Origin of the sequence: Actinomadura rudentiformis (assembly GCF_008923185.1) — a bacterium.
In the GTDB taxonomy this organism is placed as follows: Bacteria; Actinomycetota; Actinomycetes; order Streptosporangiales; family Streptosporangiaceae; genus Spirillospora; species Spirillospora rudentiformis.
Genome location: NZ_WBMT01000013.1, coordinates 100,535 through 116,342 on the forward strand (window position 1 = coordinate 100,535; position 15,808 = coordinate 116,342).

Sequence of the window (15,808 nt, forward strand, 5' to 3'; positions counted from 1 at the left end):
GAGGAGGGGCGGTCCCGGGGACTGGACATCTAGTTAGGTTAGGTTAACCTAAGTCCCCGAATCGGTCGATCAGTAACCCCGCACGCATAGGAGCTTAAAACACAATGTCAGACAGCCGAGCCATGCAGTTCTCTCGCCGGGGCTTCCTCGCCGCGGGTGGAGCCACCGCTCTCGGGGCGCTCCTGGCCGCGTGCGGCGGTGACGACGGCTCGGGCTCCACCAAGGCGGGTGGCGGCGCCTGGGCGTTCACCGACGACCGCCAGAAGCAGGTCTCCCTGCCCGCCAAGCCCACGCGCATCGTCGCGTACGTCGGCGCGGCGGCGATCCTGCAGGACTACGGCGTGGCCGACCGGGTCAAGGGCGTGTTCGGCCCGACCAAGCTCAAGGACGGCAGCCGCGACCCGCAGGCCGGCGAGCTGGACGTGAACAAGGTCACGATCATCGGCAACGCGTACGGCGAGTTCAACATCGAGAAGTACGCCTCGCTGCGTCCCGAGGTGCTCGTCGGCCACATGTTCGTCGCCAACGACATCTTCTACGTGCCGCCGGAGAGCAAGGACAAGATCCTGGCCCTCGCGCCGCAGATCGCCATCTCCACCGGCGCCCTCCCGCTGCCCAAGCCGATCGAGCGCTACGCCCAGCTGGCCGCGTCGCTCGGCGCCGACCTCAACTCCGCGCAGGTCACCGCCGCCAAGGCCCGTTTCGAGAAGGCCGCCGAGAGCGTCCGCCAGGCCGCCAAGGCTGTGGCCGGTCGCGCCGGCGGCCTCAAGGTGCTGGCATGCTCGGCCAGCCCGGACCTGTTCTACGCGTCCAACCCGGGCAAGAACAGCGACCTCATGTACTTCAAGGAGCTCGGCGTGGACATCATCGTCCCGAACAAGCTCGACAAGGACGACTACTTCGAGGGCCTCAGCTGGGAGAACGCCGACAAGTACAAGGCCGACCTGCTGCTGCTCGACAGCCGTACGCAGGCCCTTCAGCCCAAGGACCTCGGCTCCAAGCCCTCCTGGAAGGACCTCCCCGCGGTCAAGGCGAACCAGGTCCTGCCCTGGCAGCCCGAGCCCCGGTTCTCGTACGCGGGCTGCGCGCCGATCCTCGAAGAGCTCGCCAAGACCCTGCAGACCGTCAAGAAGGTCTCCTGATGGCGGCGGGTGCGGCGCCGTTCCGGTTCTTCGACCTGAGCGTCGTGCGGACCGAACGGCTCACCCCGAACATGATGCGCGTCGTCCTCGGCGCCGATGACGACTTCGTCTCGGGTGGGCGTGACCAGCGTTTCAAGCTGTTCCTGCCGCATCCGGGGCAGGACGTTCCCGTGGTGCCGCGGAGCGAGGACTGGTTCGCCGAGTGGCGGGCCCTCGACCCGGGCGTGCGGGGGGTCATGCGCACGTACACCGTCCGGAGCCGGCACGAGGGAGAAGTGGTCGTCGACTTCGCGCTGCACGGCGGCGGGCGGGGCGACGGCGGGGGCGACGGCGGGGGCGATGGCCCGGCCTCGCGCTGGGCCGTCACGGCGCGGCCGGGCGACCGCCTCGTCGTGCTCGGCCCGACGGTGCCCGACAACGGCGGCGTGGAGTTCGAGCCGCCGGCCGGGACCGACTGGTTCCTGCTCGCCGGCGACGCCACCGCGCTCCCCGCGATCGGCGGGATCCTCGACTGGCTCCCGGCGGGCGCCCGCGCCAAGGTCTGGATCGAGGTACCGCACCCGGACGACCGCCAGGACCTGCCTACGATGGCCGACGCCGAGATCGTCTGGTTGCCGGCCGGCGGCCTGCTCGACGCGATACGGAACGCCGATCTCCCCGAGGAAGGCATCCCGTACGCCTGGATCGCGGGTGAGGCGGGCACGATCCGCGCCCTCCGCCGCCATCTGGTGAACGAGCGCGGCTACGACCGCAAGCACGTGGAGTTCATGGGTTACTGGCGCCGGGGCTCCGACGAGGAACAACTCCTCGCCGAAGCCCTCACCGGCCAGGACCCGCACACGGCCGAAGACTGACGCGCCTATCGGTAACGCGTTACGGGCAGGCACGCCTGGTGGCGACGCGAAACGGGCTGGTGCGCCTTATTGGTAACGCGGAACGAACCAGCGGGCCTTGTAGAACTGGGCGCCGGTGAGCGTGCGGGTGGCGTTCCATGACGTGCGGCCGAAGAACTCCGCGGTGTCGGTGCACCAGGTCGTGGCGCAGCCCTTCTTGGGCCGCGTGAGCAGCACCTGCCTGGTGAACGGGTTATCACCCACGGCCTTGACGATGGGCAGGTTCACGGTGGACGCGTAACGGTAGTCGGTCTCGAACGTGCCGCGGCGCTTGTCGAACTGGTAGACGCCGTAGTTGGTGGTGATCCAGAGGCGGCCCCGGTCGGCGTACACCGGCGCCAGGTCGTGGCCGCCCTGCGTGGGCAGCGCCACCCGCCGGACCTCACTCAAGGTGGGCGCGTCGGCCGTGCCTCCGACCTTCAACTCCACCAGGTGGTCGTCGCCGATCGCCCACAGCACCTCGCGCCGCGGGTCCCACAGCACACCGTGGCCGCCCTTCAGCTTGAACTCGGTGTACGTGGTGGCCGCCGGCCCCTGCGAAGCGGCGTAGACCCGCACCCACCCGCCGGTACTGGCGGCCGCGGCGATGTTGCCGTTGGGCAGCAGTTCCGCGGCGTGCACGTTGTTCGGCCGACCGGCGTCGACCGCCCAGAGCCGCTTGCCCGAGGGGAACTCGACGGCGCCGATGTAGCCCCAGGAATCTCCGGCGAGCACGTAGGTCCGGTGCCCCGCCCTACGAATCCGTACGTCGGAGACCGCACCCCAGCCTGCGAGCACGTCCCCGAACCCGTCCTCGGCGGTCGGCGACCATGACCACTTCACCGCACGCGTATCGGGGGTCCAGTCGCGGCGCCGGGCGTCCAGGACCCAGATCTTGTCGGCGCCCTGGTCGCCGCCGATGACCCAGCCCCACGCGGTGCCGCCGGCCTTGGCGGGCGGCGTGGCGAGCTCCGGCACCAGGTGGCGCGGCAGCGGGTCGGTCTGCGGCCCGGGCGGCGGCGTCGGGCCGGCGTGGGCGGGCACGTGGACCACGATGGAGAGGACTCCGGCACTCGCGGCGAGAAGGAGCCCGCGGAACGCTCTGCGCAGCATGGAACCTCCTGAGGGGAGCGAAGTATGCGCGAGGAGCCTCCATGGAGCAGAAAGCCCCCAGGCGACCGGCAGGCGTCCAAAAGATGATCACCCGGCGTATGCCCGCTCTTGGCCCCCGGGACGAGGCCACGCTAATGGACCATCGTCCCCGGAGACCCCCGTCGAGCGAATTGCCAGTTTCCTGGGCGAGGCTGCTGCATTGCCCCTGCTGCTGCAGAGTTGGCCGTCACCGGTCAAACGTCCACCGTGTCGCTCCGTACGGCTCGGCCGTGGCGACCCCGAAGGCCACATCGAGCGAGAAGTGATACACGTGCCAGGGCGGCGGCCCTGCGCTCGGCGCACTGTACGGCGCGGTGAGCCCCACCCCGTCCGACTCCGCCGGCCATCCTCCCGCCGCGTACCGTTCCGCCACCCGCTCCAGCAGGACCGGATCCTCGACGCGCTCCGCCGCGCCCTCGAGCACGAGGTCGAGTCCCTTCAGCCGCATCGACACCGTGCACGCCGGATTGGCCGCAAGGTTGCGCGCCTTCCGCGTGCCGGGACCACTGGTGAAGTAGAGCTCACCATCCAGCCACAACATCCCGACGCCCGCTGAATGCGGGCGCCCGTCCGGCCGGGTCGTCCCCAGGAACACCGGTGTCTCCGCCGCAGGCAGGCCGTCCACCATCGCGTCCCGCGCCCTGCTCCACGGCAGCGGCGCGTCCCCGTAGATGTCCAGATTCTTCGTTTCCATCTCCTCACCTTCCTCTCTGCTCTGCAGACCACAAGTCACCCGAAAACTCATCGGTGACTTGACAGGAGCGGCCACCCTCTCAACACTGGCTCAGTGGCTCATCCACTGATCCAGGAGAGTTCCGTGAACAAGACCCAAGAGTTCCGGCGCAGCGGCCTGACCCTGAGCGAGGCCGCGCGTCTCTTCATGAGCTACCCCAACGCCAAGATGCTGCTGCCGGTCACCACCACCGCCATCGCCGCCCGCCTAGCCCTCGGCAGATTCACCAAACGCGACACGGCAACCCTCGCCACGACCCTCGCGATCGAGCCGTTCGTCGAATGGCTGATCCATGTGAACGTCCTGCACCTCGGCCCCCGTACGTTCCGCGGCAAGTCCTACGAACTGCCTTCGTCCAAGAAGCACCGGCTGCACCACAAGGACCCGCGCAACCCTGAGATCCTCTTCATTCCCGCCCTGCCGCCCACCCTTCTGGGCCTTGCCGCCGCCAACTGGGCGATCCTCCGCAACCCCCGCCACACCCTCACAGGCATGGCGACGTCGTTCACCCTCCTGACGGCCTACGAGTGGACCCACTTCCTGATCCACTCCGCCTACACCCCGAAATCAACCCTCTACAAGAAGCTCCGCCGCACCCACCAGCTCCACCATTTCCGCAACGAGAACTACTGGTACGGCATCATCACCCCGATCTCCGACAAGGTCCTAGGCACCTACCCCGCCAAAGAAGAAGTCCCACCCTCCCCCACCGTGAAAACCCTGGGAGTCTGAGGCGCCCTATGACCTCAATCGAGGACGACCTTTATCCCGCCCAACCCCTCGGGGTACCGGGACGTTCGGGCACACGCGCGAAGGACTTTCGATGGATGCCCTCGCCGCGCTGTGCGACACCTTGGAGCGCACCCCCGAACGACCTCATCGAAATCGAGGTTGTCAACGCCGAGGTCCGCAAGGCGGTCGGTGAGACGTCCAGGCCAGCATCGGCGGTGCGCCGCACCTAGGTCCGAAAGCCCGAAGGACTGTGAGTTGTCGAATGATCCGAGCAGGCCGGCACGGCAGCCGCGCCTTGCGCTCGGGTCGGCGGACCAGGCGTCGACGCGCTTCCACCACGCCCGCTGGACACAAAGGTCCACGCAGATCAGCACGACCGGCCGCCCCGTCGTTGTCTCGCCCGGGACTCCGCACGATCATGGGCGAAGGGCTTTCTGTGCTGGAATCAGGCCGAGCTGTTTCATCTGTGCGAGGACGTCGACGATTCCCCAGGTCTCAGCGATCCGGCCGTCCGTGAAGCGGACGATCATGATCTCTCTGTAGGTGATGGATCTGCCGGTCGGCGGAACGCCCATGTAGTCGCCCTGGTGGGTACCGGTGACCGTGTTCCTGAAGACGAGCTTATCGCCTTCGGCGATCACACATCCTCGACCTCGACGTGAAGGTCGGGGAACGCGCCAAGGAGCATCGCGCCCACCTGCTTGAGTGCTTCGGGCCCCGTCGCCTCGATCGGCAACGGCGTGCGGATCAGCACATCCGGCTCGACGACCACCTTCCGGAAGACCTCCACATCACCGCTGCTCTGGGCATCGTGCAGGCGGCTGAACGCCGCCTTGTTGCGTGCTATCTGATCTGCTGACATGTCACTTTCTCCTCCGGGGCGGGTCACTTCTGCACAACGGCCTGGATTCGAGGCCGATCGGCACCTCGTCACCGCCCCCGGCACCACAGGCGTCCAGCGCGGCGATGATGTCGGTGGCTCAGAATCCGATGGCTTCGCGGAGCAGCAGGACGGTGCCGCGCCCGGGGTGGGGTTCTGCGTTGAGGATGAGGAGTCGGTTGAGGGCACTGGGCTGCCCGTAGGCCTTCATGGCGCGCTCGTTCTCCAGCGGGAGGCAGTGGTCTTCGATACGGCGCAGCGCGGCGTCCAGGTCGGGTACCACCTTCTGCGCCCCGACGATCCAGATCGCGCGGGCCGCCGCGCCCGAGTAGCCGGCCAGCTGGCTTCCGCTGGCCGAGGCGGCCACAAGGGATCCGGTTTCGGTCACCGCGGCGGCGCTGCCCACAATGACGTCGGGACAGGCGATCATCCGCCAGATCTCGGCCGCTTGGGTGGCACGGTCCATGGTCCTGCCGCGTGCCTTGACGGACGCGTATCGCCCGCTGCCGTTGATGTCCTCATCGATGCCGGAAAGACGGAGGGTCTCGCTGGCCCCGGTGAAGACGCTGGCGCCCTCGGGAATCAGCTCTTGGACACGGGTACGCGCGGCGGCGGAGTCATCGAGAACCTCGACGGTGAAACCGTGTGCGATCAGCGCAGCGGCCGCCCGCTCCAGGCGTTGCGCAGGCGCCGGGTCGGTGAACGGTGTCGCCGGGATTGAAGTGGTCATGATGTCTGTGAGCTTCCTGTTCGCTGGATGATGTGCTCGTCTCAGCAGTCCGACAACACAGCCCTCCGGAATGTCAGGCGACGCACCGGCCTGACATTCCGGAGGGCTCTGTTGTCGGACTAGTGAGAGCAGACACGACCAAGGGAGACGTCGACCCCATGACCACGCGATCCGAGCCAGGACACGGCCGGCCCGATCCCTGCCTGGACGCGATCATGAGCGAGCGGCGTCAGCTGATCAATCTCGCCTACCGGCTTCTGGGCTCCCTGGCCGAGGCCGAGGACGCCGTCCAGGAGACCTACGCGCGCTGGTACGCCATGTCCCCGCAGCAGCAGAACGTGATCGAATCCCCCGGCGCCTGGCTGACGACGGTCGCCAGCCGCATCTGCCTCAACGTGCTCAGCTCGGCCCGGGCCCGGCGAGAGACCTACGTGGGCGAATGGATCCCCGAGCCGCTCCCCGAACACACCGAGTGGAGCACCGGCCGGCCGGGCGGCCCCACCGTCGACCCGGCCGACAGGGTCACCCTGGACGAGTCGGTCAACCTGGCGTTCCTGGTCGTGCTCGAATCGATGACCCCAGCCGAGCGCGTCGCGTTCATCCTCCATGACGTCTTCTGCCACTCCTTCGCCGAAGTGGCCGAGATCGTCGGCCGTACTCCGGCGGCCTGCCGGCAGCTGGCCTCCTCCGCCCGCCGCCGCATCCGGGCCTCACAGCCCTCCCCGACTCCGGCGGCCCAGCGCGCGGGCATCGTCAGAGACTTCAAGCAGGCATGGGAGGCCAAGGACATCGACGCCCTGATCGGCCTGCTCGACCCCGGCGCCACGGCGATCGCCGACGGCGGCGGCCTCGCCACCACCTTCCTGCAGCCCATCGAAGGCGGCGAGCAGATCGCACACGCCTGGCTCGAAATCGCTCACCGGAGGCCCGGCAACATGACGGTCCTGGAACGTACGGTCAACGGCCAGCCCGGCCTGGTGGCTCAGCAAGACGGCGTCACCGTGACAGTGTTCGCGTTCGATATCGCGCGCGACCGGATCACCCACATCTGGGCAGTACGCAACCCCGAGAAACTCCGTCGCTGGACGCAGGGCTGAAGCACATCCCCGCACCACCGGCTCGCGCCCACATAGTGAGACCGCCGCTGACGGTCCGGCGCATGCCACCTCTTGTTCTCCGGCAGCTGAAGTCACGCCACTTCCACGCGATCTACCAGCGCGTCTAACCCGCTTCACACCAGAGCTGGCTGTTGAAGCCCTCCGGCAACGCAAGGTCGATGATGGCGAGTCGGGGTGAGGCTCCCCAATTGGCTCCCTGGAACGCAGAAGGCCCCTGCTCCATGATCGGAGTGGGGGCCTGAGCTTTGCCTTTGCGGGCGTGAGGGAAGCTCCCGCGATTGGACTCGAACCAATAACCTGCCGGTTAACAGCCGGCTGCTCTGCCGATTGAGCTACGCGGGATTGGGTGCTCGCCAGGGGTTTCACGCCCTGCCAGCGGGTCTAGATTAGCGCATCCCGGGACCTGTTCGTGCCGGTGTGACTGGCCACACGGTTCCTGGGTATGTCAGGCAGCACGAATCCGCACCACTGGGGGGTGGGCATGAAGCACCGCGCAATGTTCTTCGCGGGTGCCGTTGTCGGCTATGTCTTCGGGACTCGGGCTGGACGAGAGCGGTACGAGCAGATCAAGAGGACCTCGCGCAAGCTCGCTGAGAACCCGACTGTTCAGGAGACCGCCGGGGTGCTGCGCGCCAAGGGCGAGGAGCTGGCCGGGGCGGCCAAGGTGAAGGGCGGTGAGCTGGCCGACAAGGCTGGGCACGCCGTCACCAACAAGCTGCACAAGGACGCGCCGGCGGAGTTCGAGGATCCGCGGCGGGAGCCGGTCAGTTAGAGACCGGTCTGGCGGCGCAGGTCTTCCAGGAGTTGCTCGGCCTGGGCCCGGAGGCCCGGGTCGTCGGGGTCCAGGCCTGCGTCGAAGACGAACGTCCAGCGGATGTCGCCGCCCGTGGCCGGGCGGCGACCGGCGATCCGGACGCTGCCGCCGTGGGGCAGTTTGGCCTGGTGGCTGACCGCGATCGTGGCGGTGACGCGTTCGCGCACGGTCTCGGGGACCGAACCCGGGGCGGTGAGGCCCACGTGGTGTTCGGCGGTGGCCGTCTTGACGTGGAGATGGCCGTTCTTCCAGGACGCCTGGTCGATGCGGTCCCAGGGGATGCGCAGGAAACCGCCCTCGATCTTGGGGATGTGGAGGGCCGTGGTGGTGGCGACGACGTGCGAGCCGCCGCGGGTGGGGGCGTGGGTGAGGACGCGTTCACGGCGTTCGAGGTCGACGGGCGGGCGCATGCTCCGAGCGTAGGCGATCAGGCGGCCCGGGGGGCACGGCGGGCGCCGAGGAGATCGAGCACGAGGGCGGCCGACCAGCTGTAGTCGTGGCTGCCCCGGCCGGTGCCGTCGAACGGGTCGAAGTACTCGCGGAAGCCTGATTGGCGGACCAGGCGGAGGGTGGAGCCGTAGAGGAGATCGGCTATGACCGTCAGGTCGTGACCGAGGGCGCCGTACCAGAGCAGCCAGTTGGTGCAGATCCAGGTGGGGCCGCGCCAGTAGCCGCCCCGGTCGAAGGACGGTGCCTGGATGTCGCACGAGGGGACGGGGTAACCCGCGGCACCCGCGAAACGGGCGGACAGCAGGAGATCGACCAGGCTGCGGATCACGGGATGCGGCAGGTCGGGATCCAGGAGCGGGCCGAAGGACGACACGGTGACGACCGGGAGCAGGCGGTCGTCGCGGAGGTCGCGGGCGCGGAAGCAGCCGGTGTCGCGGTCCCAGAGGCGGTCCAGGAGACCGCAGTGGATGCGCCGGGCGGCCTCGCGGTGGGGGCCGGCGTCCGCGCCGATGATCGTGGCGATCTCCGCGAGGGCGTGGGTGGAGGCCAGATAGGTGGCGTTGACCAGGGGGTCCTGGATCGCGAACGGGTGGTCTTCGCGGAGGTACTCGTCCTGGTAGCCGGCGTCGCGGAGCAGGGTCACAAGCCACACGTAGCGGTCGTAGTCCTCGCCGGTGGGCAGGTTGCGCGGGAGCCTGCGGGGGGCGTACCCGGTGGGCGGGAGCTGGAGGGCGCCGAGGGGGCGGTCCCAGGCGGGGCTGTTGTCGAGGCCGGACTCCCAGGGGTGGCAGATGGCCATGAGGCCGCTGCCGTCGAGGTCACGGGCCTCGGCGAGGTAGCGGTGCTGGGCGGCGAGCTTGGGATAGATGTGGGCGAGGAAGTCGCGGCTGCGCTCGGCGTCGGAGGCGCATTCATGGAGGCGGAGGGCCGCCACGGCGTGCAGCGGCGGGTGCGTGAGGCCAGAGGTGTGGGTGTCGCGGGGGGCGGCGGGGTGCTGGTGCGAACGCCACACGTCGGGGCCGGGGAAGTAGGCGAGCCGTGACTGGTCGGTGTTGAAGACGATGTGCGGGACGAGGCCGGTCCCCCACTGGCCGCGGAAGAGGGACGTCAGTTCGTGCTCGGCGCGGTCCCGGCGGTACCGGGCCAGGCCCATGCAGATGAACGCGGAGTCCCAGCTCCACTGGTGCGGGTAGAGGCCCGGGGACGGCACCGTCGCCGCCCCGGTCCAGTTGGCGTCGAGGACCCGTGCCGCGGCCTGCCACAGCACGCTTTCGTCGCCGGTCAGACGGGGACTCATAACCTGAGGGTGACCTCTCGATCGCGTTCTGGCCACCCCTAGGAGGGGACCGGTTCACAGGTGATCTCATGGATGCGGGCGACGAGGCCGGCCCAGGTGCCCGGATCCTGATGGAACGGTCCCATCAGCGTGACCCGGCGGCAGAGGGCCCCGTAGCGCCGGACGAGGAGCTCGGGGATCTCCGTCGGCTCCCCGCGGACGGCGACCTCGCCGACCAGCTCGTCGTCGATGAGCCCGGGCATCTCCCGCCAGCGTCCCTGCCGGGCGAGCATCGCGAGCTCGTCCTGGAGGCCGGCGCGGCCGGCCGATTCGAGGACGCGCCGGTACGCGGGGCTCGCGCCGTAGAGAGCGATCGTCTCCCGGACCTGTCGTTCCGAGCGTTCGTACGCCTCGTCGGTGGCGCCGGTGACGAGGAAGGCCGGGGCGATCACCTCGATGTCCTCCCAGGACCGGCCGGAGTGGCGCAGCCCGCGTTCCAGCGCCGGAACGGTGGTCTCGCGCAGGTGCCGGGCCGTGGTGAAGCCGTGCAGGATCAGCCCGTCGGCGAGCTCGCCCGCGAGCTGGGTCATGCGCGGCCCCACCCCGGCGAGGTGGATCTTGGGCGGGCCGTACGGATGGGGCGGCGGCGTGAACCATGCCCCGTTCGGCCCTGTCTCGGTCTGCCACGATCGCCAGATGCCGCGGATCGTGCCGATCAGCTCCCGCATCCGCGGGACCGGGGGCTGGAAGGACATGCTGTACCGCCGCGCGGGCCGCGCCCTGATCTGCGCGCCCAGACCGAGCATGAACCGCCCGCGCGAGTACTCCTGCAGATCGTTGGCGAGATGAGCGAGCGTCACCGGGCTGCGGGCGAGGGCCACCGCGATGGACGTGCCCAGCCCGAGCCGGGTGGTGTGCTCGGCCGCCCGCGCGAGCGGCAGGAACGGATCATGGCAGGACTCGGCGGTGTAGAGGGAGTCGAACCCGATGTCCTCAGCCAGCCGGGCGAGCGCGGAGATCTGCCGGAGCTCCGGGCCGCCCACAGCGACGTCGACCTTCATGCCGCGCCTCCGGGTGGTCGCGCACCGTGGATTACCGCGATTGTGACGTCAGAAGGCGGCTACGACGACCCCTTATTGGCTGTCGCTTCTCTTCGTTGAGATCGGCCGGTACGTGATTGTTCACGCCTCTGTGAGCACGTCACACCCTCCGTGAGCGTTTCACGCCTCCGTGAGGGCGTCTGGGAAGGTCTCTGCGAGGGTGTCCGGGAGCGGCTCTGGGAGGGGATCTGTCTCGGTGGTGCGGTCCAGCAGCCAGTCGACGATCTCCTCACCGGCGGCGATGCCCGTGGCGGCGGTCACCGTGGTGCGGGGCGAGCTCCAGCCGGTGTCGTGCAGTTCGCCGTGCGCGGGCCGGATCGCGGCGTCGGCGAACTCGAGGAGTTCGATGTCCAGCAGCGAGTCGCCGGCCGCGAGCGTCAGTTCGGCGCCGGTCCGGCGGGCCACCTCCGCCGCCGCGTCGGCCTTGGTGAGGGTTTCGGGCAGGCAGTAGACCTTGCGCCCCTGGAGCGAGGTGCGCCAGCCGCGCTCGGCGCACCAGCCGGTCAGGTCGGCGATCCAGCCGGCGGGGAGCGCCGCCCGGTCGACGACCGCGTAGGCGAACAGATCGGCGGCGGTACGCAGTCTCAGTACGAAGTCGCCGCCGACCCGGACGAGGTGGTCGTGCACCTCGTCGAGCCCCGCGCGGCCTTCGGCGACGCGTGCGCGTACCTGCGCGGACCATTCGGGGTCGTCGACGCCGTCCACGAGAATATGGCCGCCGTTGGCGCAGATCGCGTACTCCGGCGGCTTTTCCAGGAGGTGCACCCGCGCGTACTGCTCGGGCGTGCGCGTCGTCGTCGGCACGAGGGTGGCGGTGGACGCCAGCAGCTCCAGCCCGCGCGCGGCCGTCTCGGTGACGAACGAGAGGGGCGCGGCCTGGTAGAGCTCCACGCACAGCAGCCGGGGCAGCGCCGCGTCGGGCCCCGCCAGCCTCATCGCCGCGGCCGAGTAGATCAACGTGCGATCGAGGTCCGAGCAGACCAGCAGGGTCACTGAACGGCTCCCTTTCCGAAGCTGGGGTGGATCAGGCCGACGCAGGCGTACGGGAGCGCGCCGGGCTCCACCTCCAGCACCGGGACGCCGCGTTCGGCGGCGAGCAGGCGGATGTGCGTCAGGTCGTCGCCCGCGTCGGCGCGGGCCAGGACCTTCCAGGGAACGCGGCGCAGCAGCACCCGGGTGGTCTCTCCCACTCCGGGCTTGATCAGGTTGAGGTCGTCGATGCCGTGCTCGCGCCCGATCCGGCGTACCGCGTCCCAGCCCGACCAGTCCGGCGTACGGTCGGCGGCGAGCAGATCGGGTGCGTCCTTGGCCACCCGCTCGGCAACGGCCCCGAAGCGCGCGCAAATCGTGTCCAGGAACAGCTCCGACACATCGGAGTCCGCCAGCTCGGCGTAGAACTTCGCACCGTGGAAGTCCCCGGGCCCGATCAGCCGGTCGTTCAGGACCGTACGGCTGACCAGCCCGGAGACCGTCGAGTTGAGGCAGGCCGACGGGATCAGGAAGTCGTCGCGCGTCCCGTACACCGGAGTGCACCGGCCCGGGTCGGCCAGCACCGCGAGCCGGTCGGAGAAGCGCTCGCCGGGATGCGCGGCGGCGTGCTCGTCCAGTGCCGCGGTGAGCTCGCGGGTGATCGCACCCTTGCCGGTCCAGCCGTCCACGAACATCACGGTCGCCGGGTCGTGGTGCGCGGCGAGATAGCGCAGCGCCACGGCGTCGATCCCGCGGCCGCGCACGATGCTGATCGCGTAGTGCGGCAGGTCGAGGCCGTGCGCGAACCGCGCCCAGCGCCGTACGAGCACCCCGACCGGCGTTCCGGCGCGCGCGAGCGAGGCCAGCACGGTGTCCGGGCCGCGCTCGGCCAGGATCAGCTCGGAGATCAGTCCGACCGCGTACGCGAGCCGCTCGGCCGACGCTTCGAGGGCGGTGCGGAAGAGCCGCTGGTACGCCTCACCCGGCTGGTATTCGACCGGCAGGGACTCGGCGTAGTGGGCCCGGCCGGCCTGGATGGCGGCCTCGCGTTCCTCCGTGGGCGCTTCCAGCCGTACGTGCGACAAGTCCTTCAGCAGCCAGGCGACATCGGCGGGCGCGTAACTGCCGAAGTCCGGTCCGTACAGCGGCGCAGGCAGGACGTCGGTCACAGGTCCCCCTTCCGCAGGGCCGGGATCACGACGACGGACACCGGCGCCAGGGCGCTCAGCTCCGCCAGCAGCCCGTCCGCCAGCGCCGCCGTGTCGGCGACGTCGTCGATGACGAGCACGATCGCGTCGAACCTCGCAGCGGCGTCGGACCCCGCATCGACGTTGTAGGCGTACCTCTCCCCCGGCCCGTCCGCCGGATCGTCGTGGGCGGGGAACGCCAGCCGCGTCCGGATCGCGTAGCCCGGATCGTCCACGGCGAGCACCGGCGAACGTGTGGTCGTCGAGTACCGCACGGCCACGTCCGGGAGAGCGTCCGCCAGCGCCTCAGCCAGCCGCAGCGGCGCGTACATCAGCTCCTCGAAGCCGAGCACCAGCACGCGCCCGCACCCCGCCAGCGCCGGAACGAGACGCGCCGCCATGTCGGGCAGTCTCTTCTCCAAGAGATCCCGATGCCCAGGCGTGAATCCATGCCGCCCGCCGTCAGGGAGCCCCGCAGGCCATGCGACATCGATTCGCGTCACCGGTCGTCCCGCCCGCCGAGCGACCTGCTGCTCGCTGCGAACGGCTTCAAGCTCGGCGACGATAGTCTGGCCGGTTTCCAGGATCCCGTCGGGAAGCTCGACCCGACCGCTCGCGAGGGCAACGGCATCAATGCGCACGTCCAGCTCGTCAGCAAGGTCGTGCATGCGCGCCCGGTCTTCGTCGTCGCGCAGGTCCACCAGCGCCGCGACCACGTAGTGACGCCGCGGCCGTACGGCGTGGAGCGCACGGATCGTGTTGAGCACCGTGCGGCCCGTCGACAGCTCGTCGTCCACCAGCACCATCGGCACCTCGGCCCCGGCCGCCGCGGGGTCGGCCGGCAGCAGGAGATGGCTGGTGGCGTGGCTGTGCTCCTCTTCGAAGCCGCCGTACGTGGCGAAGCCCGCGACGGGGCGCCGCGTGGAGTGCAGGTAGTAGGCCCCGCCGAGCGCGTCGGCCACCGCGTGCCCGAGGGCGGTGGCGGTCTCGGCGTAGCCCAGGACCACGGCGTCCACCGGTGTACGCGGCGCCCGCATACGATCGCGCAACGCGGCGGCGGCGCCCGGACGTCCCTTGAGGGCCTCCGCGAGCAGTCCGCCCAGGTCGATCGACTCGTCTCCGCCGTCCCGCCCGGCGGACCCGTCCGGCCCGCTCGGCTGCCGCTCGTTCAGGCCGTCCGGTTGCCGCACGTTCAGCCGTGCCCTCACCAGATCGCCCAGCAGCAACCCCGACCCGTACACCAGCCGCGGATCGGTCGGAACATGCTTGCCGAGCACCGCCGACACCAGCAGATGCGCCCGCCGCGGATTGCGCCGCACCGCCAGCCCCACCAGATCGCTCAAACCGACCCCGGCGGGGCGTTCGCCGTCGACCAGGCGTACGTCCAACCGGCGCGACACCCACTCTCCGGCCCAAGCCTCAGCGCCGGCGCTCACCGGCCACCCGCCGCGTCGAGGAGCTCGACGAACGTGACGTCCTCGGCCGCCACCCCGAAGACATGGGCGCGGAGCATGAGGCGTTCGGCCCAGGCCCGGTGCGGCCCGGCCTCGTTCATCTTGTTGGCGTACGAGCTCGCCATCGCACCGCCCCCGGCCACGCCGAGGATGTCGGCGGCGTCGCAGTACTCCTCGTGGGTCACCACTGAGAGCGCGTGCACGGCCGCGACATGGCTCGGATGGATGACGGTCTTTCCGGTGAGGCCGTTCGCCTTGTCGAGATGGACCTCGCGGATCAACCCGTCGAGGTCGGAGGTGATCAGCCGCTGGCGCAGCGGCGCGGCCCGCTGGGCCTCGAACGGCGACTGCCGCAGCTGGGGCTTGAACATGCGCTCACCGGCCGAGAAGTACTCCCAGACGGGACCGGTGACCACGAATCCCGTGCCGTCGGCGCGGCCGAGGATGTTGACCACGTCGGCGATCACCCCGGCGACCGGCTGGATGTCGTAGATCGTCAGGTCCGGCGGCCGCCGCAGCCCGTACGCGGAGGACATGTCGGTGGCGCCCAGCCGGACGGCGAGGATGCGTTCCCGGTGCTTGGCCAGGAGCAACGCCACGTCCTGGAGCAGCTCGGCGCGCGTCTCCCGGTAGACCGCCTCCCGGCTCTCGATCACGGGCATGGCCAGCAGGCGCCGGCCGGTGCGTTCGGCGGTCTCGCCGAGCGCGTCCAGGAAGGCCTCGCCGTTCGCGGCGGTGAACTTCGGCAGCACGAATCCGCTGACCAGCTCGACGGCGTCGCCGAGCCGCGCGGCCAGGTCGCCGATCTGCTCGGGGGTACGGACCCGGACGAACAGCAGCGGCGCGTCGGACCCGGCCGCGTGCACGCGGCGCAGGTGCTCGACGGCGTTGGCCTCGGCGGCGGAGACGTCGGCGTCCCCGATCGAGTCCTCCAGGCAGATGACCATGCTGATCACGCCGCGCCGGTGGGCCTTGGTGACGTCGTCGGCGAGGGTGGGCCGGGTGGCCGGGCTGTAGAGGGTGGCGCCCAGCGCGACCGCCAGCACTTCGGGGTCGGCGTGCCGGTCGAAGCGGCGGGGCTGCCGATAGAAAAGATGCTTCCGGTCCGCGGTGTCGATGTGGTCAAAGTGCCGCATGCACGCTGGGTCCTTCCCCATCGTCGGGCCCGCACGCGGGCACGATATCCAGGGTATGTGGTG

The 15,808-nt window shown here is 70.0% G+C and carries 17 protein-coding genes and 1 tRNA gene; 5 read left to right on the top strand and 13 right to left on the bottom strand.

All coding sequences use genetic code 11. The annotated features are described in order from the left end of the window. The first annotated feature begins 104 nt into the window (after positions 1 to 104). Both F8566_RS26605 and F8566_RS26610 read left to right on the top strand, forming a co-directional pair. Complete coding sequence (locus F8566_RS26605) at positions 105 to 1,142, top strand: ABC transporter substrate-binding protein (RefSeq protein ID WP_151564461.1); 1,038 nt, start codon at positions 105 to 107, stop codon at positions 1,140 to 1,142. Then, positions 1,142 to 1,996 carry a siderophore-interacting protein gene (locus tag F8566_RS26610; RefSeq protein ID WP_151564462.1) on the top strand — a complete coding sequence of 285 codons (855 nt, stop codon included), beginning with the start codon at positions 1,142 to 1,144 and terminating at the stop codon, positions 1,994 to 1,996. The genes F8566_RS26605 and F8566_RS26610 overlap by 1 nt, the downstream gene beginning before the upstream one ends. A gap of 66 nt (positions 1,997 to 2,062) precedes the next feature. Here the strand turns inward: F8566_RS26610 and F8566_RS26615 are convergent, their stop codons facing one another. After that, complete coding sequence (locus F8566_RS26615; protein WP_151564463.1) at positions 2,063 to 3,127, bottom strand: DUF6528 family protein; 1,065 nt, start codon at positions 3,125 to 3,127, stop codon at positions 2,063 to 2,065. Positions 3,128 to 3,353: 226 nt separating this feature from the next. Beyond that, a complete protein-coding gene (locus F8566_RS26620) occupies positions 3,354 to 3,860 on the bottom strand; it encodes a pyridoxamine 5'-phosphate oxidase family protein (RefSeq protein WP_151564464.1) in 507 nt (168 codons plus the stop codon). A gap of 123 nt (positions 3,861 to 3,983) precedes the next feature. Here F8566_RS26620 and F8566_RS26625 point away from each other — a divergent pair, with 123 nt between their 5' ends. Next, positions 3,984 to 4,631, top strand: coding sequence for a sterol desaturase family protein (locus F8566_RS26625; protein WP_151564465.1), 648 nt, complete (start codon positions 3,984 to 3,986; stop codon positions 4,629 to 4,631). Positions 4,632 to 5,047: 416 nt separating this feature from the next. On the opposite strand, the gene F8566_RS52365 is transcribed toward F8566_RS26625, so the two are convergent. The 3 genes from F8566_RS52365 to F8566_RS26635 form a co-directional block, all read right to left on the bottom strand. Then, positions 5,048 to 5,272 carry an ester cyclase gene (locus tag F8566_RS52365; protein WP_264159428.1) on the bottom strand — a complete coding sequence of 75 codons (225 nt, stop codon included), beginning with the start codon at positions 5,270 to 5,272 and terminating at the stop codon, positions 5,048 to 5,050. After that, on the bottom strand, positions 5,269 to 5,493 hold the full coding sequence (locus F8566_RS52370) for an ester cyclase (RefSeq protein WP_264159429.1): 225 nt from the start codon (positions 5,491 to 5,493) through the stop codon (positions 5,269 to 5,271). The genes F8566_RS52365 and F8566_RS52370 overlap by 4 nt, the downstream gene beginning before the upstream one ends. Before the next feature lie 118 nt (positions 5,494 to 5,611). Continuing rightward, positions 5,612 to 6,241: an LUD domain-containing protein gene (locus F8566_RS26635; protein ID WP_151564466.1), complete on the bottom strand. Its 630-nt coding sequence runs from the start codon at positions 6,239 to 6,241 to the stop codon at positions 5,612 to 5,614. A gap of 158 nt (positions 6,242 to 6,399) precedes the next feature. Here F8566_RS26635 and sigJ point away from each other — a divergent pair, with 158 nt between their 5' ends. Continuing rightward, positions 6,400 to 7,338: an RNA polymerase sigma factor SigJ gene (gene sigJ / locus F8566_RS26640; RefSeq protein ID WP_151564467.1), complete on the top strand. Its 939-nt coding sequence runs from the start codon at positions 6,400 to 6,402 to the stop codon at positions 7,336 to 7,338. Between the two features lie 290 nt (positions 7,339 to 7,628). Here sigJ and F8566_RS26645 read toward each other — a convergent pair. Next, positions 7,629 to 7,701: transfer RNA gene (locus tag F8566_RS26645), tRNA-Asn, on the bottom strand. Between the two features lie 139 nt (positions 7,702 to 7,840). Between F8566_RS26645 and F8566_RS26650 the strand changes: the two genes are divergently transcribed. Continuing rightward, positions 7,841 to 8,131 (top strand): YtxH domain-containing protein, encoded by a 291-nt coding sequence (locus F8566_RS26650; RefSeq protein WP_151564468.1) that lies wholly within the window; start codon positions 7,841 to 7,843, stop codon positions 8,129 to 8,131. Here the strand turns inward: F8566_RS26650 and F8566_RS26655 are convergent. The 7 genes from F8566_RS26655 to F8566_RS26685 form a co-directional block, all read right to left on the bottom strand. After that, entirely contained in the window at positions 8,128 to 8,583 is a 456-nt protein-coding gene (locus tag F8566_RS26655) for a hypothetical protein (protein ID WP_151564469.1), read from the bottom strand. The two genes, F8566_RS26650 and F8566_RS26655, sit on opposite strands and share 4 nt — an antisense overlap. Positions 8,584 to 8,600: 17 nt before the next feature. Beyond that, positions 8,601 to 9,920 carry an MGH1-like glycoside hydrolase domain-containing protein gene (locus F8566_RS26660; protein ID WP_151564470.1) on the bottom strand — a complete coding sequence of 440 codons (1,320 nt, stop codon included), beginning with the start codon at positions 9,918 to 9,920 and terminating at the stop codon, positions 8,601 to 8,603. Positions 9,921 to 9,958: 38 nt separating this feature from the next. Next, positions 9,959 to 10,960, bottom strand: coding sequence for a TIGR03617 family F420-dependent LLM class oxidoreductase (locus tag F8566_RS26665; protein ID WP_151564471.1), 1,002 nt, complete (start codon positions 10,958 to 10,960; stop codon positions 9,959 to 9,961). Positions 10,961 to 11,119: 159 nt separating this feature from the next. Then, positions 11,120 to 11,992 carry an HAD family hydrolase gene (locus tag F8566_RS26670; RefSeq protein WP_225993557.1) on the bottom strand — a complete coding sequence of 291 codons (873 nt, stop codon included), beginning with the start codon at positions 11,990 to 11,992 and terminating at the stop codon, positions 11,120 to 11,122. After that, a complete protein-coding gene (locus F8566_RS26675; RefSeq protein WP_225993558.1) occupies positions 11,989 to 13,137 on the bottom strand; it encodes a cysteine protease StiP family protein in 1,149 nt (382 codons plus the stop codon). Before F8566_RS26675 ends, F8566_RS26670 begins: the two co-directional genes overlap by 4 nt. Then, positions 13,134 to 14,555, bottom strand: coding sequence for a phosphoribosyltransferase family protein (locus F8566_RS26680; protein WP_225993559.1), 1,422 nt, complete (start codon positions 14,553 to 14,555; stop codon positions 13,134 to 13,136). Before F8566_RS26680 ends, F8566_RS26675 begins: the two co-directional genes overlap by 4 nt. 32 nt (positions 14,556 to 14,587) lie before the next feature. Further along, positions 14,588 to 15,745 carry an HpcH/HpaI aldolase/citrate lyase family protein gene (locus F8566_RS26685; protein WP_151564473.1) on the bottom strand — a complete coding sequence of 386 codons (1,158 nt, stop codon included), beginning with the start codon at positions 15,743 to 15,745 and terminating at the stop codon, positions 14,588 to 14,590. Positions 15,746 to 15,808 lie beyond the last annotated feature (63 nt).